Genomic DNA, 25595 nt, shown 5'->3' with positions numbered 1-25595 from the left:
CGCCGCGGACACGGCGGGGGCTGCCGAGTACCCCCATGTCGGACAGACATGCGCCCGCCGCCCCCGGTCACGCGGTGGCGGCGTGCAGCCGGACTCCCACGAGGTGCGTGCCGGGCGGTGCGGGAAAGACCAGCCGCATGTCGGCGGGTATCTCCCCCAGGGCCCGCGTGACCTCCTGGTGCGGGTAGCCGAAGAGGTCGATGTCCTGCCAGACGACCGGCGTGGTGGCCGACGTGCCCGGCGCGTCGCCGATCCGGTCGAGGGCGACGTGGTTCATCCCCTCCTCGCGCCCGCCGCCGACCAGCAGGGAGACGCCCCCGTACTCGGCGGCGAACGACCATTCCAGTCCGCACACCCACGTCTGACGCACATCGCACAGCGTGGCGACCGCCCACTGCGCCGGGCGTTCGGCCATCGCGAAGGACAGCGTTCCGGCGCCGCGCGGCAGGACGATCCCCGTGCGGGGCAGCAGCTCGAACACCCCGCGACGATACTCGCGGGCACAAGCGGCGCGCGCCGGCTGCCCCACTGCCCCAGGCCCGGTGACATGCTCCAGCCTGCCGCCTGGGCGGGTTCAGACGCGGTGGACCGTGTGGAGGGAGTCCGCGTAGATGCCGGGGGCGTCCAGGGTGGAGGGGCCCGAGACGTCGGCCATCGTCGGGCCGTCGGAGCTTTTGCGGCTGGAGAGGAAGCGCCGCTTGCCCGCCGTGTCCAGGCCGAGGTAGATGCCGACGTGGTCGACGGCGTACTCGTCCGGTTCCACCGGAGCCTCCTCCTTGTCGTTGACGTCGAACAGGACCAGGTCGCCCGGCTGGAGCAGGGGCGCGGCCGGCGCGGTGGTGCTGTCCTGCGCCCGCTGGGCGATACGGACTCCGGGCGCGAAGTCGACCATGGCACCGGACTTGCGCGGCAGCGCCTTCTTCGACGTGTCCTTTCCGGCGCACATCTCCACGCCCATGTGAAAGCCGTAGACCATGCGTACGTAGCCCGAGCAGTCCAGGTTCCCGCCCTGGCCCTCCTCCGGCTTCCTCGTGCCGTCGGGGAAGGTCCACGACCGCCCCATGTAGTCGTGGAAGTCCGCGCCGACGGGGCGCAGGCCCTGGCTGTCGGGCTTCCCGTACCCCGCCTTGCCCAGCACGTCCGCACCCGCCGCCCGCGGGTCCGCGCCCCTCATGTGCGGAGCGCCCGGCAGGAACATGGCCGCGTACGAGAAGACGTCGGGGGCCATCGACCCGGCCCAGCCGCGGACGGTGGCCTCGAGGGCCGGCGTCCATTCCCCGTCGAAGGGCGCGTCCAGGATCCGGACCCAGTCGCGGTGGGTGACGGCCGGCGGGTTCTCCCAGGTGGCCGCGGTGACCTCGAAGCGGCTGACCGTGAGGGTGACGGGGAGGTTCGTACAGCCGTGGGAGGCGAACCCGCGGACGCCGACCCGGCCCCTGCGGAAGACCGGGTCGGCGTCCTCGAACCCGGCGGTGAAGTCCGCCGGTTCCGGCTCGGCCGCCGGCCATGCCTTGACCTGAGCCGTCGCGCCCTTGCGGAGCACCCGGATCCGCCACGTGCTGTGGGCCTTCACACCGGTGGCGAGCGGGCCGGCCGTGGCCAGCACTGTGGCCTTGCCGCCCGTCACCTTCTCGACGCGCAGGTCGACCTCGCCCTTGGTGGTGAAGGAGAGCCGGGCCCGGTAGTGGGTGTCGGTGGCGGTGTCGCTGCGGTAGCCGAAGAGCAGGGCGTACGAGCAGGCGTTGCCTGTGGGCACCTTGTCGAAGGCGGCCTCGCAGGTGACGTCGACATCGGATATCTGGTCGTCCGTCAGGGTGGCGTAGCGACCCGCTTCCGTGTCCTTGAGGACCATGGTCGCCGCCCCGCGCCGGACCGCGAAGTCGGCGTTGCCGGCCGTCCCGCCGAACACGCTCCAGGAGCCGCCGGCCGGTGAAGTGCCCCAGCCGGGCTTCAGCCGCTTGCCGGCCTCAAGCGCCAAGTCGGGGACCAGCCGGTCGAAAACGTCGGCGAAGGGCTGCTTGTTCTCCGTGAAGGTCCGCTCGGGTCCGGACATGAGGACGGTACGGGCGCCCTTGGTCAGGACGGCGACCCGCTGCTGCCTGTGTCTGATCTCGGTACGGCTGGGCGTGCCGGGCAGCACCGTCGTGGTCAGTTCGCCGAGGGTGGCGCGGGCGAAGACGGCCGTGTCGTACGGGGTCCCCGTGAAGGTCATCGAGGAGCGTGGGCCGGTCGTCGTGGCCGCGGTGGGGGATACGGTCGGGGGCGACGCGGCGGCCGTGGTGGCCGCCGGTTGCGCGGCCGCGCGGGCCGGGGACGTGGTCAGGGCGGTCAGCGGGACGGCGGCGGAGGCCGCGAGGGCGCCGAGGAGACTGCGGCGGGAGGTATCGATCATGTCCACATTTTGCCCGCGGCACACAGCCCGGTTGGCGGGCCCGCCGATTCACCGCCGATTCACCGCCGGGCCGCAGCCGGCCGCAGCCGACGAACCGGCCGGTCAGTCGAAGTACGATTCGAGCGTCCCGCGACGCCGGACATCGAGCGTCGCGCAGTGGAATGAGCCGCCGAACGGCGCGTAGTGCAGCAGGTCGCACGGGATCGGCTCGAACCCCCACTTCTCGAGGGCCCGCAGCATGTCGGTGTGATGCCGCTCCGCCACCACCCGTTTTTCGTCGATCATGAGAACGTTCATGCTGAGCCACTTGCCGCACATCGAGGTGATTTTGAGCAAGCGCTCGTGGATCGGATTGGGCTCGGGGGCGATCAGGATGTCCCACGAGCGCAGGACGTCGGGCAGGCGGTCGACGTCGACGTATTCAGGATTGACCAGTGCCTTGCCGGGCGCGAGCAGGACGAACGTCGTGTCGATGTGCATGGGTGTGCGGCAGCGGCTCTCGATCTCGTGAATGCGATAGCCGGGGCCGAGATGGCGGCGCAGCCAGTCGATGCCCATGCGGTTGGTGACGTTGGACCGCGTGACGAACAAGTCGCGTCCCGCGCGTACGAAATCCGCCGCGTCGAACACCGGCTCGAACTCGGTGAGGATGTAGCGCATGGGCTCGCCGACCTCGGGGACGCGGAAATCCGCCTCGAACAGTGCGTCGGTGAGCTGCGGTTTCGGCGCCGCCGTCCAGCGCGCGCCGCGCCGGAAGTAGTCCTTGACGATCGTGCGATAGGAGTGCGTGTCGAAATACCGGCACGGCCATGCCATCGGTGTCTCGATGATCTCGTCACCGATCACGAGCAAGCTGTCCCGCGGACAGCTGTTGGAAAAGCCGCGCGACGACCAGTCGGGGGTGCCGAATTGCCGCCTGTGGTCGACCGCGTCCGGGCGCTTGACCGTGATGCCGAGTGATTGCAGGAGCGTGATGAACCGATCGAGCTCGTGCTGCGCTCGCTCGACCAGAACGCGCGGATACTTGAAGCCCGCGGCAAGGCCCTGCAACCGCGCCGCCCATGGCGGGATGTTGCAGGCGACGACGGGATGGTTGGAGGGGATCGTCGAACCGTCGAGACGCCCGACGATGATCTCCTCCAGCGGGTCCCACTCGTTGTGCGAACTGACCGGCGAGACGGGAGGTTCCGCGGCGTCGGCGGCTGTGGCCGATGGCACCGGCGTCACGCGTGGTCCACGGCCCGTGCGGGGGCATCGCTGTCCGCTGCTGTCGTCGGGATGTCGGGCCTCCGCGCTACCGCCATGCTCAACCGCTTTCGATCACAGAAGTCGATCACTCATTGTATCCAATGCGACACGAGAAGTGAATCCGTGTCAGCTGCCGCCCTTCGGCCGTCGGGAGCGGTGGTCGACTTCGTTCGAGAAACTTACGGATAATCAACACTGTTGACCTTGTCGGTTCATCAATTTAAGGTCACGGGACTCCCGTAGGAGATCAAGACGACGGAGTCCAATGACGCACTCTCCCGGCGCGCGGTCGCGCCCCGTCCGCCTGTCCGCACTGCTGCTCGCAGGCGTGCTCGTCGCCTCGGTACCGCCCGCGGCCGCCGCGCAAGCACCGCAACCTCCCACCGCCGAACGTTCCCCCACCTCCGTCCCCCCGACCGGCAATTGTCGGACGGGAGACGGCTGGACACTCGAGTCCACCCGCGTCGACACCGGCGACACCCACCACGCCTCCATAGGCAACGGCTACCTGGGGCAGCGCGTACCGCCCAACGGCGCCGGCTACACCGGCAGCGACGCCAAGACCGGCTGGCCGCTCTTCACCCCGAGCTACGACGGTTCGTTCGTGTCCGGGCTCTACGCGCACAACGAGCGGACCGCCGGGGACCGGCAGGCCGTCGCGGCCCTGCCCACCTGGACCGGACTCACCGTCGGCACGGGCGGCGAACACGGTGATACGTTCAACTCTTTGACGAAACCGGGTCGAATATCCGGCTACCGCCAGACCCTCTTCCTGCACTGCGGCATCGTCCGGACCTCCCTGACCTGGACCGCCACCGACGGACGGAAGACCGACCTGGTCTACGAGGTGCTGGCCGACCGCAACGACCCGCACGTGGGCGCCGTACGGCTGAGCATGACGCCGCGCTGGAGCGGCGAGGCCACCGTCACCGACCTGCTCGACGGACGCGGCGCCCGGCGCGTCCGGCAGACCGGCGGCGGAGACCGGACCGGTGGAACCGGCCACGGCAGCCAGGCCGGTCGGGACGGCCGGACCATGGACGTGGCCTTCCGCACCGACGGCACCGACACCGACGGAGCCGTCGCCTCCACCCTGCGCCCCGGGCACGGCGTGCGCACCGCCAACGCCCGCCACGCCGACGACGCGAAGGACCTGAGCGTCCGGCAGTCACTCACCTTCCCCGTGCGCAAGGGCCACGCCTACGAACTCACCAAGTACGTCGGCGTCGACACCGCGCTGACCTCGCGCTCGCCCCGCCAGGAGGCCACCGCCGCCTCACAGCGCGCCGCCCGGCGCGGCTGGGACGGGCTGCTGCGCGCCCACACCGCCGCCTGGGCCCGGCTGTGGCGCGCCGACATCGAGGTGCCCGGGCGGCGCGAGCTGCAGGCGTGGGTGCGCTCCGCCCGGTACGGGCTGCTGTCCAGCACCCGGGAAGGCGCCGCCAACAGCATCGCCCCGGCCGGGCTGACCAGCGACAACTACGCGGGCCTGGTGTTCTGGGACGCCGAGACCTGGATGTACCCGGCCCTGCTGGCCACCTCGCCCGACCTCGCCAGGACCGTCGTCGAGTACCGCTACCGCACCCTCCCGGGAGCCCGCGAGAACGCCCGCAAGCTCGGCTACCAGGGGCTCTTCTACCCCTGGAACAGCGGCAGCAAGGGCGACCTGGGCCAGGAGTGCCACAGCGTGGACCCGCCCCACTGCCGCACCCAGATCCACCTCCAGTCGGACATATCCCTCGCCACCTGGCAGTACTACCTCGCCACCGGCGACACGGCCTGGTTGCGTGAGCGCGGCTGGCCGGTGATGAAGGGCATAGCCGAGTTCTGGGCCGGGAGGGTCGAGCGCAACACGGACGGCAGTTACTCCATCAAGGACACCGCCGGCCCCGACGAGTACAGCAACGGCGTCGACGACGCGGTCTTCACCAACGCCGGAGCCGTCACCGCGCTGCGCCACGCCACCCGTGCCGCACAGCTGCTGGGCGAGCGCGCCCCGGGGGAGTGGACGGCGATCGCCGACCGGATCAGGATCCCCTACGACGCGGATCGCAAGGTCTTCCAGCAGTACGACGGCTACCGGGGCAGCAAGATCAAGCAGGCCGACACGGTGCTGCTGATGTACCCCCTGGAGTGGCCGATGCCGGCGGGCGCCGCGGCCCGCACCCTCGACTACTACGCGCAGCGGACCGACCCCGACGGCCCCGCCATGACGGACTCGGTCCACGCCATCGCCGCCGCCGGCACGGGCGAACCCGGCTGCTCGACGTACACGTATCTGCAGCGCTCCATCAGGCCGTTCGTCCGCGGTCCCTTCGCCCAGTTCTCGGAGGCCCGCGGCGCCAAGGCGGGCGCGGAGGACCCGCTGGCCGGCTCGCCCGCGCACGACTTCCTCACCGGCAAGGGCGGCTTCCTGCAAACCTTCACCAACGGCCTGACGGGCATGCGGATGCGCGAGGACCGGCTCCGCCTCGACCCGATGCTGCCCCCGCAGCTCAGCCGCGGCGTCACGCTGCGCGGGCTGCGCTGGCAGGGCCGTACGTACGACATCGAGCTCGGCGCCCACCGCACGACCGTGCGGCTCACCGACGGCGCGCCCATGACCCTCGACACCCCGCAGGGCGAACAGGTCCTCACCGAGGCCGCCCCGGCCGTCCTCGAAACCCGCCGCCCCGACCTCACCCCCACCGACAACATGGCCCGCTGCACCGCCGCCGCTGCCTCCTCCGAGGAACCCGGCATGTACGCCGACGCCGCTGTCGACGGCAACCCGGCCACGGCCTGGGTCCCGGACGGGCCGGACGGCAAGCTGACGACCGACCTCGGCAAGTCCGTACGCGTCACCAAGGTCACCCCGACCTGGAGCGGCCCGGCACCGGCCTCGTACGACATCCAGGTCTCTCCCGACGGCCGGCACTGGCACGACGTCGCTGGGCCGGTGTCGGCGCGGTACGTACGCATCGTGGTACGCAGTGCGGCCGCCGCCACGTCGCGCACCGGCGTCGCGGAACTGACGGTCTCCTAGCGGAGGAGGACGGGACCTCAAGACGCTTCCCCGCCCACTGTCGGCGCGGGCGGGGAAGCGGAGGCCGGACCGACAGTTGTGCCCTCAGGCGGCGCGGGACTCGCGGCGGTAACTGCCGGGGGCCTGGCCGTACTCGCGTTTGAACGCCTTGGCGAAGGCGTACTCGGAGCCGTATCCGGTCCGGGCCGCGACGGTCGTGAGCGGGGCTTCGGACTCCCGCAGCAGCTTGGCGGCGGTCGTCATGCGCCAGCGGGTCAGATAAGCCATGGGCGGTTCGCCGACGAAGGCGGTGAACCGGCGCGCGAAGGCCGCCCGGGACAGGCCCACCCGGTCGGCCAGCGTCTCGACGGTCCACTGAGCGGCCGGGGCGTCGTGGATGGCGGCCAGGGCAGGGGCGATCGCGGAGTCGCCGAGAGCGGCGGCCCAGCCCTTGGTCTCCGTCGGGGGCTGATCCTCGATCCAGGCGCGCAGGATGTAGAGCAGCAGCGAGTCGATGAGCGTGGGCACGATGCCGGCCGATCCGATGCGCGGGTTCTCCAGCTCCGTCCCGAGGAGCTGAACGGCGGCGCTCAGCTCGGGGTGCCGGCCGTGCCGGGTGGCGAGGTGGACGATCTCCGGGAGCTGGTGCACCAGGGGGTGGGGGCGCCCCTGGTCCAGGTGGTAATTGCCGCACAGCAGGCTGGTGGCGGGGCCGTCGCCGCCGATCGTGACCGTGCCGATCGGCGAGCCCGGGTGGAACTGCTCCGGCCTTTCCACCTCGGCCGGCGTCGAGGGATGGTCGGCGAGGATGTGCCCGGGGCCGTCGCGCAGGAACACCACGTCCCCCGGGCTGAGGGCGATCGGCTCCAGATGGGGCGCGTCCTCGAGCGGTATGAGCCAGCAGGTTCCGTAGAGCACCACATGGAAGCCGGCGCCGGCGACCGGGGGGAGACGCAGGCCCCAGGGCGCGCGGCCGTGGGTCCGTACGGACCTGGGCCGCCCCGTCCGCATCGAGCTCAGCGCCTCGGTCAGGATGTCCAACGCACGTCCCCTTCTCCCCTTCTCCCCGGTCCCCGCCATCGTCGGGGCGTCAGCCTACGCGCCGCCCGTCGTCAGCCGACGGTGAGGACGACCTTGCCCTGGACCCGGCCGGAACCGACCAGCTCGTGGGCCTTGGCGGCATCGGCCAGCGGGAAGGTCTCCGCGACGTGGGGGCGGACGCGTCCGGCGTCCACGAGCGCGGCGATCGCCTCCAGCGAGGCGTAGTCGGGTTCGACGGAGACGCCGGCGAAGCGCCGGCCCGCGGCTTCCACCTGGGCGGCGAGCTCCTGGTTCCAGTGCTCCATGATGCTGACGAGCGTGCCGCCGGGGCGCAGGACGCCGAGGGAACGCACGCCCTCGGAGGAGGAGTCGAAGACGACGTCGGCGTCCTTGACCGCCTCCGTGAAGTCGGTGGTGCGGTAGTCGATGACCTCGTCGGCGCCCAGGCCCCGTACGAAGTCGTGCTTGGGGGCGCTCGCCATGGCGATCACATGGGCGCCGCGGGCCTTGGCGATCTGGACCGCGAAGTGCCCGACACCGCCGGCCGCGCGGTGGATCAGCACCCGCTGGCCTTCGCCGATCCCGGCCGCGTCCACCAGGCCCTGCCAGGCGGTGAGCGCGGCCAGGGGGATCGCCGCGGCGTGCACGTGGTCGAGGCCGGCGGGCTTGCGGGCCACCTGGCGGGAGGGCGCGGCGACGTACTCGGCGTAGCCGGTGGCGGCGCGCGGGAAGAACGGCATGCCGAAGACCTCGTCACCCGGCTTGAACCGGGCACCGGGGCCGGCCTCCTCGACGACACCGGAGATGTCCCAGCCGACCCCGAAGGGCGGCTCGCCGAGCAGCGGGTAGGCGCCGGACCTGACGGCCACGTCCACCGGGTTCACGGCGCTGGCGTGGACGCGGATCAGGACTTCGCCGCCGAGAGGCGTGGGCCGGTCGGTCTCGACGACCTCCAGGACCTCGGGGCCTCCGAAGGACTTCTGGACAACGGCGCGCATGGTGGTCTCCCTGTGATGGTCGCCCAGGAGCGGTGCTGCCCCCGGGCTTTGGCTTGATGTGCTCAACACTAGGGAGATCGAATGAGCCGATGAATATCCCTCAGTCTTCGAAAGATGTCCGAGCGTCTCGCCGAGCTGGAGTCCGGACCGACTGGCCCGGCGGCCAGGACAGGCAGCAGCAGCCATGCCGCTGACGCTGTGAGCCTGATCATGTGCCGGGAGACGCCAGTCTGCGATCATGCGCCGATGGGAGCGGACGGCGAGCGCGCACGGCTGTGGACCGCGGCCGGCAACCCGCAAGTGGAGCTGCTGGCCGCCCGTTTCGAGCGCTTCGCCTTCGACCGGCACAGCCACGAACAACTTTCCGTCGGCGTCATCGAGCAGGGCGCCGAAGGGCTGCACATGGCCGGCGGCACGGTGGTCGTACCGGCCGGGCACCTGGTGATCCTCAACCCCGGGCAGGTCCACACCGGTTTCGCCGCCGAGGAATCCGGCTGGCGATACCGGATGTTCTACTTCGACACCGCGATGGTCGGTGAACTGGCCCGCGAACACCTGGGCACCCAGGACGTCTGGTTCGCGGACACGGCCGTACGGGACGCCGAACTCTTCGCCCTGCTGCGCCGCGTCCACCGCGAGCAGGAGTACGCCGGCGATCCCCTCACCGCCGAGTCCCTGCTGCTCGGCGGCCTGGGCGCGGTACTGCGCCGGCACGCCCGTACCGGCCCGGTGTCCTCCGCCGGGGCTCCGCGGGGCGTGCGCCGCGGCCCGGACCTGGCCCGGCAGATGCTGCACGACCGGTGGACGGAACCCGTCACCGTCGCCGAGCTCAGCGCGGCCGCGGGCATGCCGCGGGCTTCGCTCATCGCCGCCTTCCGCCAGGCGTACGGGCTGCCACCGCACGCCTACCTGCTGCGGCTGCGCGCCAACCGCGCCCGCCGCCTGCTCCTGGCCGGGCAGCGGCCGGCCGAGGTGGCGGCCGCCACGGGATTCTCCGACCAGGCGCACCTGACCCGTATCTGCAAGCGGTACTTCGGGGTCACGCCGGGGGCCATCCGCCCCTGAGCGGGGGACCCGGGCCGTGTTCTCCCTTCCGCGACTTTCGTTCAAGACCGCCCGCCGGCCGTGCCGCGAGGCTGTGCCGGAGCCGTAAGCGAGAGAACGAAAGGCGGCTGGAACGATGGTGTGGGCGATAGCGGTGTCACCGCTCGTCATGGTGCTGGGAATGATCACGGGGCTGCGCCGGCCGGCGCACTGGGCGGCGGTCGCGGGCGCCGCGCTGGCGGCGGTGCTGATCTGGTGGCTGCCGCAGTTCGCGCTGCCGGGCGACGTGCTGGCCACGGGTGCCGGGGGAGCCGGCCTGCTGGTGCTCAACGCCGCCGCGGTGATGCTGCCCGGCGTCTACCTGAGCCAGGTGCTCACCCGCCGGGACGTGCACCGGTCGCTGCAGGAGTGGGTGCGTGGGCTGCCACTGCGAGGACCCGCGACGATCGCCCTGGTGGTGGCGGGCATCGCCCCCACGGTGGAAGCGCTCACCGGCTTCGGCGTATCGCTGCTGGTCACCGTGCCCGTGCTGCTCGCCCTGGCGCCACCGGCGACCGCGCTGCGACAGGCCATGCTCGGCATGAACATCATGCCGTGGGGCACCCTCGGCCTCGCCACCGTCATCGGCGCCGCCCTCACCGGCCGGCAGCCGGCCGCCCTGGGCACCGCCACCGCGGTCACCAGCGCCCTGGTCTTCCCGCTGGTGACCGTGTGGGCCGCGCTGCTGACCCGCCCGCAGCGCCGGTTCCGTACCGTCGTCATGGCCGCGGGAGCGGGCGGGGCGCTCGCGCTCGGGCTGCTGGCGCTCAACCGGGCGGGCGTGGTGCAACCGGCCGGTGTCCTGGCCGGGCTCCTCACCACGGCCGTCGGGCTGGTGTTCTGCGCGGTCCGCCGGTCCCGCTCCGGCGCCGAGCCCGCCGGCCGGCTGCTGCCACCGCGCGCGGTCCTGCACGCGTACGGCCTCGTCCTCGGCGGTATCGCGCTCACCCGGGCGGCTACGGCAGCGGGCGTCCCGTCCCTGGAACTGCACGCGGGCAACACGACCTTCACGCTGCTGTCCTCCCCGGGTCTGCCCCTGCTGGCCGCCGCCCTGCTGCTGGACCGGGGCCGTCCGAACGGCCCGGACGCGCGTGCCGCGCTGGCCCGCGTCGGGCGGCCGCTGCTCGCTCTGACCGGGTTCGTCGCCCTCGGCCGGCTGATGGCGGACAGCGGCATGATCGCGGAGCTGGGCGCGGCCGTCGCCGGGGCGCCACCACTGGTCGCCGCGCTGGCCGCACCCGCGCTCGGCATGCTCAGCGGCTTCATCACCGGCTCGAACGTCGGCGGCAACGTGCTGATGATGCCGCTTCAGGAACGCCTCGCCCCCAGCGGGGCCGGCCTTGACGCGTGGTTCGCGGCCCTGCAGAACAGCGCGGCGGGCCACGCCGTCTTCACCTCGCTGCCGATGATCATGCTGATCCTGGCGGTGGCCGGCGACCGGGCGAAGACCGCGGGCGTCTCCGAACACACCCTCCTGCGCTTCGGCCTGCGGGTGGCTGCCGCGGTGTACGCCGCTCTGGCGGCGACGGCGATCGCCCTGGTCTCCTTCGCGTGATCAAGCCTGATGGGTGCGCTCAGAGGGCGAGTTCGGCCAGGGCCGCGTCGACTGCCGCCTCGGCGTGCAGGCGGGCGGTGGGGAAGACCGGTACGGGGCTGTCCTCGGGGCCGATGAGGAGCTCGATCTCGGTGCACCCCAGGATGACGCCCTCGGCGCCCTCGGCGACGAGCTCCTCGACGACCCGGCGGTAGTCCGCACGCGACGCCTCGCGCACGACGCCCAGGCAGAGCTCCTCGTAGATCACCCGGTGGACGAGCGCGCGCCCCTCCGCGTCCGGGACGCGGACGTCGAGCCCGCCCGCCGCGAGGCGGCCCCGGTAGAAGTCCTGCTCCATGGTGAACGCCGTGCCCAGCAGCCCCACCCGGCGCAGCCCCGCGGCGCGGACGGCGGCCGCGGTGGCGTCCGCGAGGTGCAGCAGCGGGACGGAGACCGCCGCCTCGACGGAGTCGGCGACCTTGTGCATGGTGTTGGTGCAGATGAGCAGCAGATCGGCGCCGGCCGCCTCCAACGACCGGGCGGCGCCGGCCAGCACGTCACCGGCCTCCGCCCAGCGGCCCTGGACCTGCAACTGCTCGATCTCCGCGAAGTCCACGGAGTGGAGCACACAGCGGGCCGAGTGGAGACCGCCGAGCCGCTCGCGCGTCCGCTCGTTGAGGATCCGGTAGTACTCCGCCGTGGACTCCCAACTCATCCCGCCGATCAGCCCGATCGTCTTCATGCCCGTCTCCACGCCCATGCTCCCGCTTCTTGTACGTCACCGCTTACCCGCACACCATAAGGCAGTTGAGGGGCGTGGCCTGAATCCATAAGGGCTTCTTTGCCTGCTGCCAAGGCCGGGCGTGGCTCAGAGGGGTTGGAGCCGGGTGTGCAGGGGGTCGCGGGTTCGCAGGTGGAAGGCGAGCATGCTCGCGAGGGCTGCCGCGGTGAACCAGGCGAGCTGGACGGCGAGGTATCGGCTGGGGGCGGTAGTGGAGAAGCCGGCCGCGGTGCCGGTCTGGATCGCCCCGTAGGAGGGCAGGAAGCGGATGATGGCGCTGTTGGCGCCGGAGCTGATGATGGGGTTCTGCAGAGCGATGTCGAGGACGCTGGTCATGGTGAGGGCGAACATGCCTTCGACTTCGCGGCGCAGCACGGCGCCGAACCCGACTCCGAGGGCGCCGTAGGTCATGGCGGCGGTGAAGTACGCCGCCATGAGGAGCAGGGGCTGCCGGGGAGCCCACGTCCAGCGTGTGACCGCCGTGGCGTAGGCGGCGACGGTCAGGGAGGCCAGGATGAGTGCGGTGACCTTGGCGAGGACGAGGTGGGTGCGGGGGTAGCCGGCCAGGACCAGGCGGCGGTCGAATGTGTGGCCGGAGAAGGTCGCGGCGAACATCATGAACCCGGTGATCAGGGTGATGGCGTTGAGCGCGCCGGTGATCTGGGTGAGCTGGTTGCCGGGCGGGGCGAGCAGCTCTCCGGTGGAGCGCAGCCGCATCCGGGCCGGTGTATCGGGCACCACCAGGTACACCAGGCTGGTCCAGACCGGCAGGAACAGCGCGACGAGCAGCATGGCGAACCGGTTCCGGGCGTGCTCGATCAGCGTGTACCGCGTGGCGGTGGCGTAGAGGGCCAAGTGGTCCGTCATGGGCGGGACGTCTCCTGTCGGTGCAGGGTGCCGCCGTCCATGCGCCACAGCTCGTCCAGCCGCTCGGTGTCGTAGGCGAGGTGGGAGACGATCAGGACGGAGCGGCCCGCGTGGCGGAGGCGGGCCGCGAGGTCCCAGAACCGGGTGTAGGTTTCCCAGTCGAAGCCCTGGTAGGGCTCGTCCAGCAGCAGCACTTGCGGATCGTGCATGAGGGCCAGGGTCAGGTTGAGTTTCTGCCGGGTCCCGCCGCTGAGGACGCCCGCCTGCTCCTGGACGTAGCCGGTGAACTCGAGCGTGTCCATGATCTCCTCGGCGTAGGAGACGTCCGCGAGGCGGTAGGCGGCCTGGAAGAAGGCCAGATGCTGGCGCACGGTCAGGGCGTCGTTGAGCACTGCCTGCTGCGGGCAGTAGCCGAACCGGCCGCGGTGAAGGACCGTACCGCGGCTGGGTCGCAGCTCACCGGCGAGGATCTTGAGCAGGGTGGACTTGCCCGCGCCGTTCTCCCCGACGATTCCGGCGATCACGCCCTCCCGTAGTTGTAGGTCCACTCCGCGCAGCACCACGCGCCGACGGTAGGCGTGATGCACCTGCCTGACCCTCATGCCCCTCCCCTGGCCACGCCGCAGCGTCAGGTGTAGTGGAATTCCGACTGGTCCCGGTAGAGAGTGATCCGTGTGGGAATCTCTCCCCTCCACACATGGTCGGCGCCGTGGTAGCGCACATCACGCAGGTGCTGCCTCAGGCCTGCCGCCAGGAACGTCATCCAGGATTTGTGGTACGCGCGCCAAGCACGCATGTCCCCACCGGTGCTGCCCTCGGTGTTCTCACGGCTCAGCGCAAGAATATTCGACTCCGCTGTCACGATCCTGCGGCATACCTCGTCCACCGCATCCTGCAGGCTCATCTCCTGCACGCTGACCAGCACCTGAAGAGCGTTCCGGAATTCTCCGGAGAAGTGCTCCCTGGGGAAAGAGAACAAGTCGTTGACCAGAATCGCGTATTCGCAGCAGGCGTCTTGAAAGAGCGACACCGTTCCCGGGACGGGATGCTCCCAAGGAGTCAGCCGGCTGGAGGACTTGCGCATGAGAAGGTCCAGCGTGTCGAAACCGAAGTCGATCCGTCGCACCGCCATGTATGCCTCGAAGTCGGTGATTCGTTCCTCGATGACCTGGGGGTCCGTGGCCATGAGGTCGGACCAGCGGCCAAGAGCTGTCATGGCCTGCTCCCAGCCCTGCGCTACCCAGAAGGGGCGGTACCTGGCATACACGTCTGCGAAGGCGCGCATGAAGGGGGGAAGAGGGCCGGCGTATTCCCCCCGCGCCACCTCGACACAGCGTCGTGCGTCCGCGCGCCCTGCTTGTTCGCCACGCTCCCAGAGGTCGTCCGCCTCCAACAGCATGGCGCCAACCAGGCACGTGGCAACCAGCTCCTCGCGCCCCATCCATGGGAGAGCCTCTGTCGCGGTGTCTCCGATGGTGGTTTTCCGCATGATGGATTCAGCGCCCTCGACGCCATGGCGGGTGAGGCAGTCGCGCAACAAGTGCCTGTACTCCGCCCGCGCTTGCTCCGCTTCCGGATGCCTTTCCAGACGGTTGAGCAGGCCACCGGGAATCGATACGGCGATAGTGGTGCCCTCGGGGAAAAGCGCCGGCTTGCCCATCATCGATCCTTCCAGGACAGTCCCGCACGGCATGGCTATGTTCGTATCGGCGGCCCGGTGCGCGTCACAGTGACGTCGGCTCGAGAGGCGATCGGAGTGAAGGGGTGGCGGTAGCTTGAGGCTGCCCGACCCGTTATCACCCATACGGCCCACGGCGGCGCGTCACCCGATCGAGTGAGCAACCGGGGGGTGACCAGGGGCCGTACTCCCGGCAACACGCGGGCCGCACCCGGGAAATGGGCAACAGAGTCCCCCTGCTATGGTGCGCGGATGTCATCGATCAAGCAGTTACAAGTCACCTTCGACTGCGCGGAACCCGAGCGCGTCGCTCGCTTCTGGTGCGAGGTGTTGGGGTACGTCGTACCGCCGCCACCGGAGGGATTCGCTACGTGGGACGATTACGACCGCTCTCTGCCCCCTGAGCGGCAGGGTGCGGCGTTCGCCTGCGGTGACCCCTCGGGCGTGGGCCCGCGACTGTACTTCCAGCGCGTCCCTGAGGGCAAAGTCGTCAAGAATCGGGTGCATCTGGACGTGCGAGTCGGCACTGGGCTCGTGGGTGAAGAGCGCCTCGCCGCGCTCGAAGCCGAGTGCGCACGACTGGTCGCGCTCGGCGCGGTACGCGTGCAACTGCTGCTCGCCGATGAACACAATGAGTCGTGCATCGTGATGCAGGACATCGAGGGCAACGAGTTCTGTCTCGACTGAGCGTCCTCCGTGACGACGGGGTGGGAGCCGCCTCCCTGGTCGCGTCCGGGGCCTGCGTGAGAGGGGACGTCAGGCCCAAGACGCAGGGGGAACCTCTCGGCGGCCCCGGGCGTCTGATCATGGGAAGGCGATCAGCATTTATACGCGGGGGTAGTGGGCATGACGATCACACTGGCCGAGGAGATCATGCTGCTGTCTTTGGACGATGAGTCCGGGTCGGCAAAGCGGCGGCAAGCCGCCGGGTGGGCGGTCGCGGGAGGGATCCTGCTCGAACTGGTCCTGGCCGGGCGGGTTTTGGTCAAAGGCAAGCATCTCGAACTGGTGAACACGTCGCCGACCGGGGACCAGTTGCTCGACAGCCGGACGGCACTGATCGAGACCTGGCTGCGCGGTCGCAAGAAGCGCAAGGTGACCGATTGGCTGACCAAGGACCGGTCCAAGGCCGTCGGTGCGGCTCTGGAGAGCCTGGGAAGGCGCGGAGTGGTCGTCGAGGAAACGCACAGGGCACTCGGTGTGTTCCCGATACGCCGCTACCCCGCGGCCGATGGTGCCGTCGAGGCCGAGTTGCGGGAACGGCTCCGCGCCGTCGTGCTGGGCGGCGCCGAGCCGGACACGCGCACGGCGGGCCTGATCGGGCTGATCCACTCCGCCAAGCTGCACCGACTGGCCTTTCCCGACGGCCCGCGCAGGCAGATCGCCTCGCGGATGGCCGAGGTGGCCGCCGGACAGTGGGCGGCCGCGAGCGTACGGGCTGCCATCCGCGACATGCAGGCGGCGATCAGTGCGGCCGCCGCGGCCGGGGCAGCCGCGGCCGGGAGCTAGCGGCCAAATAGGCCGAACCCTGCTCCGCATGGGCTGCGGTGGAAGAACTCGCGGACATCGACGATGAGTTGGTCCGGCGTTTCCATCGCGAGGAAGTGGCCGCCGTGGTCGAGTTCCGTCCAGCGGACGAGGTGGTGGTCGCGTTCGGCCCAGCGGCGGACGGTCACGTCCTGGGTGGAGACCAGTACGGCGGTGGGCACGGTCCCTCTGCCGCCGGTCGCCCCATCGTCGGTCTGGTCCCAGGTGGTGTTCGCGCTGATTTCCTCGTAGTAGATCTGGGCGGCCGAGGCGGCGGTGCGGGTGAGCCAGTACAGGGTGACCTGGGTCAGGAAGCGGTCGCGATCGATGCTGTCCTCGGGGAGGCCGTCTTCGGGGTCGGTGAGTTCCTTGAATTTCTCCACCATCCAGGCGAGTTGGCCGGTGGGGGAGTCGGTGAGGGCGTAGGCCACCGTCTGGGGGCGTTTGGAGTTGCACTGGAGGTAGCCGTCGTTGAAGTCCTGCATCCTCTGCCAGCGCTGTTGCTCGGCTTCGGTGAGGCCCTCCATCTCGCCGTCGACGCCCGCGGGGAAGGTGATCAGGGCATTGAGGTGGATTCCCACGACGTGCTCGGGGGCCTGTGTGCCCATGTGGGGGGCGACCCATGAGCCGGTGTCGTAGCCGTGGACGCCGTAGCGCTCGTAGCCGAGGCGGGCCATGAGCCGGGTGAGGATGCCGGCGATGGTCGCGGCGTTCATGCCGGGGCCGGCCAGGGGAGTGGAGAAGCCGAAGCCGGGCAGCGAGGGGACGACCAGGTGGAAGGCGTCGCCGGGGTCGGCACCGTGTGCGCGGGGGTTGGTCAGGGGCGAGATGGTGTCCAGGAAGTCGGCCACCGAGCCGGGCCAGCCGTGCAGCAGCATCAGGGGTGTGGCGTCGGGTTCGGGTGAGCGTACGTGCAGGAAGTGGATGTTCTGCCCGTCGATGGTGGTCATGTACTGGGCGTGGGTGTTCAGCTCCGCTTCGTGCGTGCGCCAGTCGTAGGCGGTGCGCCAGTGCTCGGCCAGGTCCTTGAGGTAGCCCAGTGGTACACCGCGGCTCCAGCCGGTGCCGGGGAGCTCGTCGGGCCAGCGGGTGGCGGCGAGGCGGGTGTGGAGATCGTCGAGCTGGGCCTGGGGGACATCGATACGGAAGGGGCGTATGCCCGGCGTGCTGTTGGTCATGCCGGTGACGCTAGGGGGTGCTTAGGTCAGGTTCGGTCCTAAGGGTTTGGCATCCTTCGGGGCATGGTGGATACGTCCGGGCGGCTGCTGAAGCTGCTGTCTTTGTTGCAGGACCACGGTGACTGGCGTGGCGGCGAGCTGGCCGAGCGGCTGGGGGTCAGCGGGCGGACGGTACGCCGGGATGTGGAGCGGTTGCGCGGGCTGGGTTACCCGGTGCACGCCATCCAGGGCGTCGCGGGTTACCGGCTCGGCACGGGCGGTCGGTTGCCGCCGCTGCTGCTGGACGAGGACGAGGCCACCGCCGTGGTGGTGGGCCTGCGTACGGCGGCCGATGCCTCGGTGGCGGGCGCGGAGGAGCATGCGCTGCGGGCGCTGGCGAAGCTGGAGGAGGTGCTTCCGTCCCGGCTGCGGCAGCGGGTCAGTACTCTGCACACGGCTACGGTCCGGGCCGGCACCGCCCCGGCCCCGAAGGTGTCCGCTGCCACGCTCATGGCTGTCGCCGAGGCGTGCCGCCGGCGGGAGGTGCTGCGGTTCGACTACGCCAGTCCCCGTGGTGGTCGCACGGTTCGTTCGGTCGAGCCGCGCAGCCTGGTGAGTTTCGACCGGCACTGGTATCTGGTGGCCTGGGACACCGACCGTGCCGACTGGCGTACATTCCGCGTCGACCGGCTCACCCCGCGGACCCCGACCGGCCCTCGGTTCACGCCGCGTGAACTCCCCGACGGTGATGTGGCCACGTACCTGGCTCACCGGTTGTCGTGGCGGGCCTGGCCTTTCCAGGCCACCGTCACCTTGCACGAGGCCGCCGAAGCGGTCGCCGACCGCGTCTGGCCCGGCATGGGGGTACTCGAACCCGTCGATGAGCGCAGCAGTCTGCTGCATCTGGGCGCCGACTCCGTCCGTGACCTGACCTGGATGATCACCTCGGTCGACGCCGATTTCACCCTCACCCACGCTCCGCCCGGCCTGGCGGAGGCCCTGCGCGCTCAGGCCACCCGCTGCCTGAAGGCGAGCCACGGCGTGCAGCGGCCCTAGCCGGTGACGGCTCGCCGACATGGCGGGCGTCCCCTCAGATGTAGCCCTCCCGCAACGCGTACGCCACGGCATGGGCGCGGTTGCGCAGGTGCAGGCGGGTCGTCATGCCGTGCAGGACGTTCTTGACGGTGCGTTCGGAGAAGGCGAGCCGGGTGGCGATCTCGGCCGTGTCACAGCCGCCGGCGACCAGTCGCAGCACCTCCGTCTCGCGCTCGGAGAGGGCGAGCGGGGTGGCCCCGGGCGGATCCGGCATGCCGCGCCGGTGGCGTCCCATGCGGTTGATGAGGCGGCCGAGCAGGTCGGCGGGCATGTCGCCGTCGCCACGGGCCGCCGCCAGGACGGCCCGGGCGAGACGGGTGGCGGTGGCCTCCTCACGGCGGAGGATCACGGTGACGCCGCACTCCACCGTGGCGAGCAACTCGGCCTCGTCCATGCGCTCCACCACGAGGACCACCCGGGACTTCTCGCCGCAGGTGAGCCGGCGCAGCATGACGACGGCTCGGGCGTCGGCGCTCTCCGTGATCAGCACCGTGACCGCAGCCGGCGTGTCGGTGGCCGTCCACTCGTCCACGAGGTCCAGCTCACGGTGGTGGCGCAGATGGCTGGCGGCACCGGCCCGGGAGATCGGGTCGGCCGCGTGCACGTGCACGCGGATCCGGGTGTCGTGCAGGACGGTCATTGTCGTTCTTCCCTCGCGTTCCAGGTCAGACCCAACCCAAGGCGGCCCGTCGTCATCTACAGAGTGCGAGGCGGGTGGTGGGGCTGACCATCGTGGACATCCACGAGATCGGCGGCGTGCGGGACGGTGCGCGTCGCACAAGGACCCGGTCCCCTCGCCCGGTGTCCGGTGGGATGTGAGCACGGAACGAGGTGGCGGATGAAGGGCAGCCGGCCGAGGACGACCGCCGTCGCGTTACCGGGTGGAATGCCCGGCGGATCACCCCCTGGTCCCGGTCCGGACTGGCCGGCCGGCCGTGCGGTGCAGCTGTCCCAGGCGCGGACCTTGTTGCGGGAGGCTGTACGGGGCGAGGGTCGCGTGCTCGTGGTCGCCGGGGGCCCCGGCAGCGGACGCAGCGCGCTGCTCGACGCGATCGGGCGAGTGGCGGCGGACCGTGGCGTGCCGGTGCTGCGGTCGCACTGCTCGGCCGACGAGACGGACCGCGGCCACGCCGGTGCGCAGCAGCTGTTCCTCCGCGCGGGCCGGGACCTGCCGGAACCCCCGCCCGGTGATGAGGAAAGGTTTCTGTGGCAGCGGCTGCAGGAACACGTGGCCGACGGCCCGGTCGTCCTGACGGTCGACGACGTCCAGTTCGCCGACGCCCCCAGCCGGCGCTGGCTGCTCCAGGTCGCCCGCCGGGCCGACCGGATGCCCCTGCTCCTGGTGGTCTCCGAATGCCGCCCGCACGGCCCCACGGGCCCTCGCAGCCGCTTCGGCCGCACCCTGCCCCCCTCCCTCGTCCACACCTGCGACGTCCCTCCGCTCGGCCCGGCGGCCGTCGGGGAACTCCTGGCGCGGCACTCGGGCCGCCCCGTCCCCCCGTCCGTGGTCGCCGACTGGGCACGGGCCACGTGCGGCGTGCCCGCGCTGCTCACCGCCTTGCTGGCCGACCTCGCGCACACAGGCGAACGGCCGGAGCACCCGGCCCGGGAACCGGTGCCGGCGCACGCGCCCACCGAGGGCTTCGTCGAGGCCGTGGAGCAATGGCTGCACGGCATGGGCCGGGAGGCGATGGCCGCGGCCTACGCCCTCGCCCGGCTCGACGGGTCCCCGGCGGGCCCGGACGGCGCCGGTGACCTGGCCGCGCTGCTCGGCGCGCTGTGCGGGACGGAGCCCGAGCGCGCCGCGGCGTGGTTGCGGGAGCTGACCGGGCTCGGCGTGCTGTGCCCGCCGGCACCGGACGCCTGGCCCGCGTTCGCCCATCCACTGCTGTGCCGTGCCGTCTCGGCGGCGCACTCCCCGTTCGGCGCCCGCGAGGTGCGCAGGACCGCCGCCGACGTGCTGCACCGGCGCGGTGCACCGGACGCCGTGGTCGCCGCGCACCTGGTGGCGGCCGGGGGCGAAGGGCCCGGCTGGGCGGCGGAGACGCTGCTGTGCGCCGCCCGGGCGGCCCGTGGGGCCGGCCACGTCGAGCAGGCCGTCGCCTTCCTGCGGCGCGCCCTGGCCGAGCCGCTGCCACCGGGCCGGCGCGGCACGGTCCTCACCGAACTGGGCGGTCTGGAGGTGGTGCTGGGCCCGGCGGAGCGGGCCTCGGGCGTCCGGCACCTGGCCGAGTCCGTACGGCTGGCCCAGTCCGACGCGGGCGTTTTCAAGGCGGCCAACGCGCTCGGCGCGGCGCTCGCGGCACGCGGCGAGACGACGGCCGCGCTGGAGGTGATGGAAGAGCTGACCGAACGGTACGTCAGCCACCCCGAGATGGCGCGCGCCGTGCAGGCCGCGGCCGCACTCATCGCCTCGCACGACGGCCGCAGCTGGCAGGAGGTGGTGGAGCGGTTGCGCAGGCTGACCGCCCGTACTCCGGCGCGGCCGGCACCGGCCGCCCGGGCGCTGGTCGCCGAGTACGACTCCACCAGCGGCGCGCTGAGCGCCGCCGAAGCCGCCGCGATTGCCCGGGAGGTGACGGCCGAGCCCCTCGACCCGTTGTCCCGGATGTACGTGCTGGCGTCGGCGGCCACCCTCGCGCAGTGGGCGGACGAGCTCACGCTCGCGGACGAGCTGGTCGGGAAGGGCGTCGCCGCCCACCGCGGGACGACGGTCGACCCCGGCCACCAGTGCCTGCTGAGCGTGCGGGCGGAGAGCCTGATGATGCGGGGCCGCTACGGGGAACTGCTGGCCGCCTGCACGGAGTGGGGAGTCCCCCTGGGCCCGTCGACGGTCGCGGAGCACGTCGGCCCGGTCAACGCCCACTTGGTCGCCCAGGCGGTCCTGGCCCTGACCGACACCGGCCGCGTCGCCGAGGCGCGCCGGCTGGTCCGGTCGGTCGCCCCGGACGGTTGCGAGGGGTCGTGGGAGTGGAACGAGTTCCTGTACGCCCGCGGGCTGTTGCACCTCGCCGAGGGCGACCCGGCCGCGGCCCTGGCCGACCTCCTGGAGTGCGGCCGCCGGCAGGCCGAACGCCGCGTGGTCAGCCCCGTCGTCACGCCCTGGCGGTCCGCCGCCGCGGACTGCCGGCTACTGCTCGGGCATCCCGGGGAGGCCGTCGACCTCGCCGCCGAGGAGCTGGAGCTGGCCCGCCGCTGGGGCACTCCCCGGACGGTGGGCCGTGCGCTGCGGGCGCTGGGCGCCGCCACGGGCGGCCGGTCCGGGATGGAGACCGCCGCGCAGGCCGTCGACCTGCTGCGCGCGGCGGACATCGGCACCGAGCTCGTCCCGGCGCTGATCGCCCAGGGCCGCATGCTCGCCGAGGCGGGGCGGCGGGCGGACGCCCGGCGGGTGCTGCGCGAGGCCGTCGAGCACGCCGAGCGGACCGGCGCCGGCCGGCTGCGCGACGTCGCCGCCGGGCTGCTCGCCGCCGCGGGCGCCAGGCTCCCGTCCGCCCCGCAGACCGGCGCGGCCGCCCTCACCGGCAGCGAGCGCCGCATCTGCGGCCTGGCGGCACAGGGGCACACCAACGCCGAGATCGCGGCACTCCTGCACCTCGCCGTGCGGACCGTGGAGACCCATCTCACCCACAGCTTCCGCAAGCTGGGCGTACGACGGCGCGCGGAGATCGCCGACCGGCTCGGCGCACCGCTGCCGTGACGGCCGTTCACCCGGCCGGCACGGAGGCGCCGGCCAGTTCGCGGTAGAAGGAGCTGGCGCCCAGGAGTTCGTCGTGGGTGCCGGTGGCGAGGAGCCGCCCGTCGTTGAGCACCACGATGGCGTCGGCGTCCTTGACCGAGGACATGCGGTGGGAGACGAGGACCACCGCGGTGCTCCGGCTCACCGCACGGACGGTCTCCATGACCACCTTCTCGCTGGCGGCGTCGAGACCGGAGGTCACCTCGTCCAGCAGCAGGAGCTCGGGGTCGCGCGCCAGCGCCCGGGCGATGGCGACGCGTTGCCGCTCACCGCCCGAGACCGCGGTGCCGCCGGAGCCCAGGGGGGTGTCCAGGCCCTCGGGCAGGCGGTCCAGCAGGCCGGTCAGGCCGACCCTGCCCAGGACCTCCCGGGCCTTGCCCCGGTCGGTGCCGGGCAGCCCGTAGCAGACGTTCTCCAGCAGCGTGCCGCAGAGCAGGGGGCTGTCCTGTTCCACGTACCCGATGCGGCGGCGCAGCTCGTGCAGGGGCAGTCCGGCCACGTCCCGGCCGTGGATGCGGATGTGCCCGGACACCGGCTCGTGGAAGCGTTCCAGGAGCGCGAGGACGGTGCTCTTCCCGGACCCGGACGGGCCGACGAGGGCCGTCAGCCCGCGGTGCGGGACCTGCAGGCTGATGCGGGTCAGGACGGGGTGCCCGGTGTCGTAGCGGAACGAGACGTCGTCCAGGGTCAGCAGGGGCGCGGCGGGACGGGGTACGGGCAGCGGGGGTGCCGGGGTCCGCGCGGGTCCCGGGTCCTCGGCCGGAAGGCCGTCCAGCTCCTCCAGACGTTGGACGGCGGCGAGCCCCACCTGGACGGTGCCGAGCGCCTGCACCAGGGCGTCCAGCGGCTGCATGACGTAGAAGAGGTACAGCAGGAAGGCCACCAGCCCGGCCGACGAGAGGTCCCCGGACGCGACCTGCGCCCCGCCCACTCCCAGGACCGCCAGGAAGGCAGTCTGCACCGACACGGTCATGGCCGTGCCCGCGACGGCCCGCCAGCCGGCCGCCTTGACACCGTGCCGCCAGGCCCGCTCCGCGGCTCGCTCGGCAGCGGCGGCCTCCCGGCCTTCCGCACCGAACGCCTTGACGGTCCGCAGCGCGCTCAGGGCGGGTTCGAGCACGGCGCCCAGAGCGCCCACGGACTGCTGCACCTGCGCGGCGGACTCGCGCATCCTGGGCAGTGCCACGCCCGCCGACAGGGCGACGAGCAGCAGCGCGCCCGCGGTGACGGCCATCAGCAGGGGCGCGGTGAACGCCATCAGGGTGATGCAGCCGAGGATCAGCAGGCCGCTGGAGAAGATCTGGGTGACGGCGTGCGACACCGTCTGGCGCAGCACGGCCGCGTCACTGGTGACCCGGGTGAGCAGGTCGCCCGGCTGCAGCCGGGCGACCGCGTCGACCTTCAGGCACAGGATGCGGTGGATCAGCCTCTTGCGGGTCCCGAGCACGATCGTCTCGGCGGTGCGCTCCAGCAGGAACTCGCCGCACGCGGTCAGCGCGGCCGCGGCCACGACCAGGAGCGCCAGGAGGACGAACGGCGCCGGCGAGGGGCCGTGCTCGCCGAGCGAGCTGATCACGTCCTTCGCCATGAGGGGCTGGAAGAGCCCGGCGACCCCGCCCGCCAGGCTCAGTGCGGCGCCCGCGCCGAAGACGGCCTTGGCGGGGGCCAGCGAGCGCAGCAGGAAGCGGAGGCTGCTGCCGGAGGGGGCGTCAGGCGGCATCGGCGTGCGGGCCGGCCGGCTGCGGAACCGTCCTCTGGGCCTGCCGCCCGCGGCTCCCGGGGACCACGACCCGCCCGTCGGTGATGAGCGCGAACCGCTCCAGGCCGGGGATCACGACGCTGACGACGGACACCCCGTTGGCGAACGTGTGCAGGGGGCGGACGTAGGGGGTGTGCCCCCGCCGTGCCAGCTGCTCCACCAGGGTCGCGAGGTACTGCTCCGGCTCGCCGCACGTCGGCGTCTGCGTGAACGGAACCGTCCGGCCGCTGCCGAGGGCCGGGCGCAGGTCCATCTCGGAGCAGCGCATGAGCACCGGGTAGCCCTCCAGGGAGCTGCGCTCGGGGTGGTCGTAGCCGGGGCGGGAGGTGACGGCGATGCACTGGATCAGCTCGGTGAGCGCCCGCTCCGCCGCGTACGCGGAGACCAGGGACGTGCCGCAGCCACGGCGGATCATGCCGGGCTGCTGCGGGGCCGACCAGGCCATGAAGCTCGGGATACCGATATTGCTCGTCATGTCGATGAGGACGACCGGCGCGCCCACGCGCTCCTCGGTCATCTTCAGGAGCGAGGCGAGCCGCTGGGGCAGGGTGTCCGGGTCGACGACGGTCAGTGGCGCGGGCTGCGGGGCGAGGAACGTGCGGATCAGCAGCAGGGAGAACGCGTCGCGCTCGACCACTTCGTTGACGGCGTGCACCGTGGCCTCGGTGACGGAGGCGCCGGTGGCGCAGCCGCTGTTGACGCTGTAGCGGCCGAGGGCGCCGTAGCGGTAGTGGTCCCCCAGCCGCGACCGCAGGTCCTGGGCCTCGTCCTCCAGGTACCAGGGGCAGTTGACGAACACCGGCACGTCGCAGGTGGCGTCCCCGTGCACGGCGCGATGGCTGCGGCAGGCCACCTGCCCGTCCGGGCCGGCGGAGAGGAGGAGCGAGGAGACGTCCGGCGCGAAGGGGCCGGTGGAGATCTCGTGCGCGGAGCGGAGGGTGACGTCGGCGGGTTCTATGGTGACCGTGGCGGCGAGGTGGTGTTCCAGCGCCTCGTAGAGCGCCCCCACCTTGGCGGCCTCGCCGAATCCCTTGCCGCACCCGGCGAGGCTGGGGACCGGCGTCCCGTCCTCCTGGTGCAACTGGCAGTGCCACGCCCCCGGGTCCCCGCCCAGGTCGGTGTACGCGGCCGTCAGCCCCAGCGCGGCGATGGCCTCCGTGCCGCGCTTCCAGGACTCCGCCAGCGGGATCTCTCGTTCGCCGTACTGGTGCAGCATCTTCCCACCCATGTCCGCTCGTGTTCTGCTCGCCGGGGGCGCCGCGGCGTCGGTTCCGCGCGGCGCGACGTCGCAGGCGGGCACGGGATGCGGATCCCGTGCCCGCCTGCTGGTACCAACGCCTTACTTGTTGATCACAACGGTGCTCTCGGCGATGTCGAGGAGCTCGGCGATGGCGCCCTCCTCCGCCTCGGTCACGTCCGTGAGCTCGGTGCCCGGCAGAACGGTCTTCTTCCAGTTACGGCCCCAGTCAAAGCTACCCATGACAACTCCTCGGTGAGTGAAGTGATACGAGAGGAAGGGGGACGGTCCCGCCGGGTTGCGGTGGCTTCCCGGCGGGGGCCCTTCCGAGATCAAGACTCCCGGACGCCACCGGCCGGCAGAATGGCCGGAAGGGCAGCCTTAGGGGCAACCGTGCGCCGGACGACGGCCCTTGAGGACGTGAACCCGAACGCCCCGGACGGCATCGCACCCGA

At 71.9% G+C, this 25595-nt stretch carries 21 protein-coding genes; 7 read left to right on the top strand and 14 right to left on the bottom strand.

Features of this window, described 5'->3' with window-relative positions:
* Positions 1-67: 67 nt before the first annotated feature.
* The 3 genes from ABZ956_RS21055 to ABZ956_RS21045 form a co-directional block, all read right to left on the bottom strand.
* Positions 68-481, bottom strand: coding sequence for a hypothetical protein (locus tag ABZ956_RS21055; protein WP_361895638.1), 414 nt, complete (start codon positions 479-481; stop codon positions 68-70).
* Between the two features lie 93 nt (positions 482-574).
* Complete coding sequence (locus ABZ956_RS21050) at positions 575-2392, bottom strand: NlpC/P60 family protein (RefSeq protein ID WP_361895636.1); 1818 nt, start codon at positions 2390-2392, stop codon at positions 575-577.
* A 102-nt stretch (positions 2393-2494) separates the two neighbouring features.
* Complete coding sequence (locus ABZ956_RS21045; RefSeq protein WP_361895633.1) at positions 2495-3619, bottom strand: amidinotransferase; 1125 nt, start codon at positions 3617-3619, stop codon at positions 2495-2497.
* 286 nt (positions 3620-3905) lie between these two features.
* Between ABZ956_RS21045 and ABZ956_RS21040 the strand changes: the two genes are divergently transcribed.
* A complete protein-coding gene (locus tag ABZ956_RS21040; RefSeq protein WP_361895630.1) occupies positions 3906-6665 on the top strand; it encodes a discoidin domain-containing protein in 2760 nt (919 codons plus the stop codon).
* A gap of 84 nt (positions 6666-6749) precedes the next feature.
* Here ABZ956_RS21040 and ABZ956_RS21035 read toward each other — a convergent pair whose 3' ends face one another.
* Positions 6750-7685 carry an AraC family transcriptional regulator gene (locus ABZ956_RS21035; RefSeq protein ID WP_361895627.1) on the bottom strand — a complete coding sequence of 312 codons (936 nt, stop codon included), beginning with the start codon at positions 7683-7685 and terminating at the stop codon, positions 6750-6752.
* A gap of 71 nt (positions 7686-7756) precedes the next feature.
* Positions 7757-8683: an NADP-dependent oxidoreductase gene (locus ABZ956_RS21030; RefSeq protein ID WP_361895624.1), complete on the bottom strand. Its 927-nt coding sequence runs from the start codon at positions 8681-8683 to the stop codon at positions 7757-7759.
* A 246-nt stretch (positions 8684-8929) separates the two neighbouring features.
* On the opposite strand from ABZ956_RS21030, the gene ABZ956_RS21025 reads away from it, so the two are divergent.
* Both ABZ956_RS21025 and ABZ956_RS21020 read left to right on the top strand, forming a co-directional pair.
* Positions 8930-9748 (top strand): AraC family transcriptional regulator, encoded by an 819-nt coding sequence (locus tag ABZ956_RS21025; RefSeq protein WP_361895622.1) that lies wholly within the window; start codon positions 8930-8932, stop codon positions 9746-9748.
* Between the two features lie 115 nt (positions 9749-9863).
* Positions 9864-11321 (top strand): L-lactate permease, encoded by a 1458-nt coding sequence (locus tag ABZ956_RS21020; RefSeq protein WP_361895619.1) that lies wholly within the window; start codon positions 9864-9866, stop codon positions 11319-11321.
* 19 nt (positions 11322-11340) lie between these two features.
* On the opposite strand, the gene ABZ956_RS21015 is transcribed toward ABZ956_RS21020, so the two are convergent.
* The 4 genes from ABZ956_RS21015 to ABZ956_RS21000 all read right to left on the bottom strand — a co-directional run bounded on the left by ABZ956_RS21015 (position 11341) and on the right by ABZ956_RS21000 (position 14611).
* The gene (locus ABZ956_RS21015; protein ID WP_361895983.1) at positions 11341-12042 is read right to left on the bottom strand and encodes an aspartate/glutamate racemase family protein; all 702 of its coding nucleotides are present in this window, start codon (positions 12040-12042) and stop codon (positions 11341-11343) included.
* A gap of 126 nt (positions 12043-12168) precedes the next feature.
* Positions 12169-12948, bottom strand: a complete 780-nt coding sequence (locus ABZ956_RS21010) for an ABC transporter permease (RefSeq protein WP_361895616.1) — start codon at positions 12946-12948, stop codon at positions 12169-12171.
* The gene (locus tag ABZ956_RS21005; protein WP_361895613.1) at positions 12945-13550 is read right to left on the bottom strand and encodes an ABC transporter ATP-binding protein; all 606 of its coding nucleotides are present in this window, start codon (positions 13548-13550) and stop codon (positions 12945-12947) included. The genes ABZ956_RS21010 and ABZ956_RS21005 overlap by 4 nt, the downstream gene beginning before the upstream one ends.
* Positions 13551-13576: 26 nt before the next feature.
* Positions 13577-14611 carry a hypothetical protein gene (locus tag ABZ956_RS21000; RefSeq protein ID WP_361895611.1) on the bottom strand — a complete coding sequence of 345 codons (1035 nt, stop codon included), beginning with the start codon at positions 14609-14611 and terminating at the stop codon, positions 13577-13579.
* Between the two features lie 267 nt (positions 14612-14878).
* Between ABZ956_RS21000 and ABZ956_RS20995 the strand changes: the two genes are divergently transcribed.
* Together ABZ956_RS20995 and ABZ956_RS20990 are read left to right on the top strand one after the other, a co-directional pair.
* Positions 14879-15313: a VOC family protein gene (locus tag ABZ956_RS20995; protein ID WP_361895608.1), complete on the top strand. Its 435-nt coding sequence runs from the start codon at positions 14879-14881 to the stop codon at positions 15311-15313.
* 159 nt (positions 15314-15472) lie between these two features.
* Positions 15473-16135, top strand: coding sequence for a GPP34 family phosphoprotein (locus ABZ956_RS20990; protein WP_361895605.1), 663 nt, complete (start codon positions 15473-15475; stop codon positions 16133-16135).
* Here ABZ956_RS20990 and ABZ956_RS20985 read toward each other — a convergent pair.
* Positions 16132-17331: an epoxide hydrolase family protein gene (locus ABZ956_RS20985; RefSeq protein ID WP_361895603.1), complete on the bottom strand. Its 1200-nt coding sequence runs from the start codon at positions 17329-17331 to the stop codon at positions 16132-16134. The genes ABZ956_RS20990 and ABZ956_RS20985 overlap by 4 nt on opposite strands.
* 63 nt (positions 17332-17394) lie before the next feature.
* Here ABZ956_RS20985 and ABZ956_RS20980 point away from each other — a divergent pair, with 63 nt between their 5' ends.
* Positions 17395-18366, top strand: coding sequence for a YafY family protein (locus tag ABZ956_RS20980; protein ID WP_361895599.1), 972 nt, complete (start codon positions 17395-17397; stop codon positions 18364-18366).
* A 34-nt stretch (positions 18367-18400) separates the two neighbouring features.
* Here the strand turns inward: ABZ956_RS20980 and ABZ956_RS20975 are convergent, their stop codons facing one another.
* Positions 18401-19045, bottom strand: a complete 645-nt coding sequence (locus ABZ956_RS20975; RefSeq protein WP_361895597.1) for a LuxR C-terminal-related transcriptional regulator — start codon at positions 19043-19045, stop codon at positions 18401-18403.
* Between the two features lie 198 nt (positions 19046-19243).
* Here ABZ956_RS20975 and ABZ956_RS20970 point away from each other — a divergent pair, with 198 nt between their 5' ends.
* Entirely contained in the window at positions 19244-22105 is a 2862-nt protein-coding gene (locus ABZ956_RS20970; protein ID WP_361895594.1) for a LuxR C-terminal-related transcriptional regulator, read from the top strand.
* 7 nt (positions 22106-22112) lie between these two features.
* Here ABZ956_RS20970 and ABZ956_RS20965 read toward each other — a convergent pair whose 3' ends face one another.
* From ABZ956_RS20965 to ABZ956_RS20955, 3 genes are all read right to left on the bottom strand, one after another.
* Positions 22113-23864: an ABC transporter ATP-binding protein gene (locus ABZ956_RS20965; protein WP_361895591.1), complete on the bottom strand. Its 1752-nt coding sequence runs from the start codon at positions 23862-23864 to the stop codon at positions 22113-22115.
* Positions 23854-25131: a YcaO-like family protein gene (locus tag ABZ956_RS20960; RefSeq protein ID WP_361895588.1), complete on the bottom strand. Its 1278-nt coding sequence runs from the start codon at positions 25129-25131 to the stop codon at positions 23854-23856. The genes ABZ956_RS20965 and ABZ956_RS20960 overlap by 11 nt, the downstream gene beginning before the upstream one ends.
* A gap of 111 nt (positions 25132-25242) precedes the next feature.
* A complete protein-coding gene (locus ABZ956_RS20955; RefSeq protein ID WP_361895585.1) occupies positions 25243-25383 on the bottom strand; it encodes a hypothetical protein in 141 nt (46 codons plus the stop codon).
* Positions 25384-25595 lie beyond the last annotated feature (212 nt).

Source organism: Streptomyces sp. NPDC046261 (assembly GCF_040646235.1).
GTDB lineage: Bacteria > Actinomycetota > Actinomycetes > Streptomycetales > Streptomycetaceae > Streptomyces.
The sequence above is the reverse complement of the archived record's forward strand: the minus strand, read 5'-3'. Positions and strand labels throughout refer to the sequence as shown.

Excerpts from the sequence above, each read along its gene's own strand:
- ABZ956_RS20955 (WP_361895585.1), bottom strand. The coding sequence starts at position 25,383 with ATGGGTAGCTTTGACTGGGGCCGTAACTGGAAGAAGACCGTTCTGCCG.
- ABZ956_RS20995 (WP_361895608.1), top strand. The coding sequence starts at position 14,879 with ATGTCATCGATCAAGCAGTTACAAGTCACCTTCGACTGCGCGGAACCC.
- ABZ956_RS20980 (WP_361895599.1), top strand. The coding sequence starts at position 17,395 with ATGGTGGATACGTCCGGGCGGCTGCTGAAGCTGCTGTCTTTGTTGCAG.
- ABZ956_RS21050 (WP_361895636.1), bottom strand. The coding sequence starts at position 2,392 with ATGATCGATACCTCCCGCCGCAGTCTCCTCGGCGCCCTCGCGGCCTCC.
- ABZ956_RS20960 (WP_361895588.1), bottom strand. The coding sequence starts at position 25,131 with ATGGGTGGGAAGATGCTGCACCAGTACGGCGAACGAGAGATCCCGCTG.
- ABZ956_RS21005 (WP_361895613.1), bottom strand. The coding sequence starts at position 13,550 with ATGAGGGTCAGGCAGGTGCATCACGCCTACCGTCGGCGCGTGGTGCTG.
- ABZ956_RS21015 (WP_361895983.1), bottom strand. The coding sequence starts at position 12,042 with ATGAAGACGATCGGGCTGATCGGCGGGATGAGTTGGGAGTCCACGGCG.
- ABZ956_RS20975 (WP_361895597.1), bottom strand. The coding sequence starts at position 19,045 with ATGACCGTCCTGCACGACACCCGGATCCGCGTGCACGTGCACGCGGCC.
- ABZ956_RS21025 (WP_361895622.1), top strand. The coding sequence starts at position 8,930 with ATGGGAGCGGACGGCGAGCGCGCACGGCTGTGGACCGCGGCCGGCAAC.
- ABZ956_RS20985 (WP_361895603.1), bottom strand. The coding sequence starts at position 17,331 with ATGACCAACAGCACGCCGGGCATACGCCCCTTCCGTATCGATGTCCCC.
- ABZ956_RS21040 (WP_361895630.1), top strand. The coding sequence starts at position 3,906 with ATGACGCACTCTCCCGGCGCGCGGTCGCGCCCCGTCCGCCTGTCCGCA.
- ABZ956_RS21030 (WP_361895624.1), bottom strand. The coding sequence starts at position 8,683 with ATGCGCGCCGTTGTCCAGAAGTCCTTCGGAGGCCCCGAGGTCCTGGAG.
- ABZ956_RS21020 (WP_361895619.1), top strand. The coding sequence starts at position 9,864 with ATGGTGTGGGCGATAGCGGTGTCACCGCTCGTCATGGTGCTGGGAATG.
- ABZ956_RS20990 (WP_361895605.1), top strand. The coding sequence starts at position 15,473 with ATGACGATCACACTGGCCGAGGAGATCATGCTGCTGTCTTTGGACGAT.
- ABZ956_RS20970 (WP_361895594.1), top strand. The coding sequence starts at position 19,244 with ATGAAGGGCAGCCGGCCGAGGACGACCGCCGTCGCGTTACCGGGTGGA.
- ABZ956_RS20965 (WP_361895591.1), bottom strand. The coding sequence starts at position 23,864 with ATGCCGCCTGACGCCCCCTCCGGCAGCAGCCTCCGCTTCCTGCTGCGC.
- ABZ956_RS21000 (WP_361895611.1), bottom strand. The coding sequence starts at position 14,611 with ATGATGGGCAAGCCGGCGCTTTTCCCCGAGGGCACCACTATCGCCGTA.
- ABZ956_RS21010 (WP_361895616.1), bottom strand. The coding sequence starts at position 12,948 with ATGACGGACCACTTGGCCCTCTACGCCACCGCCACGCGGTACACGCTG.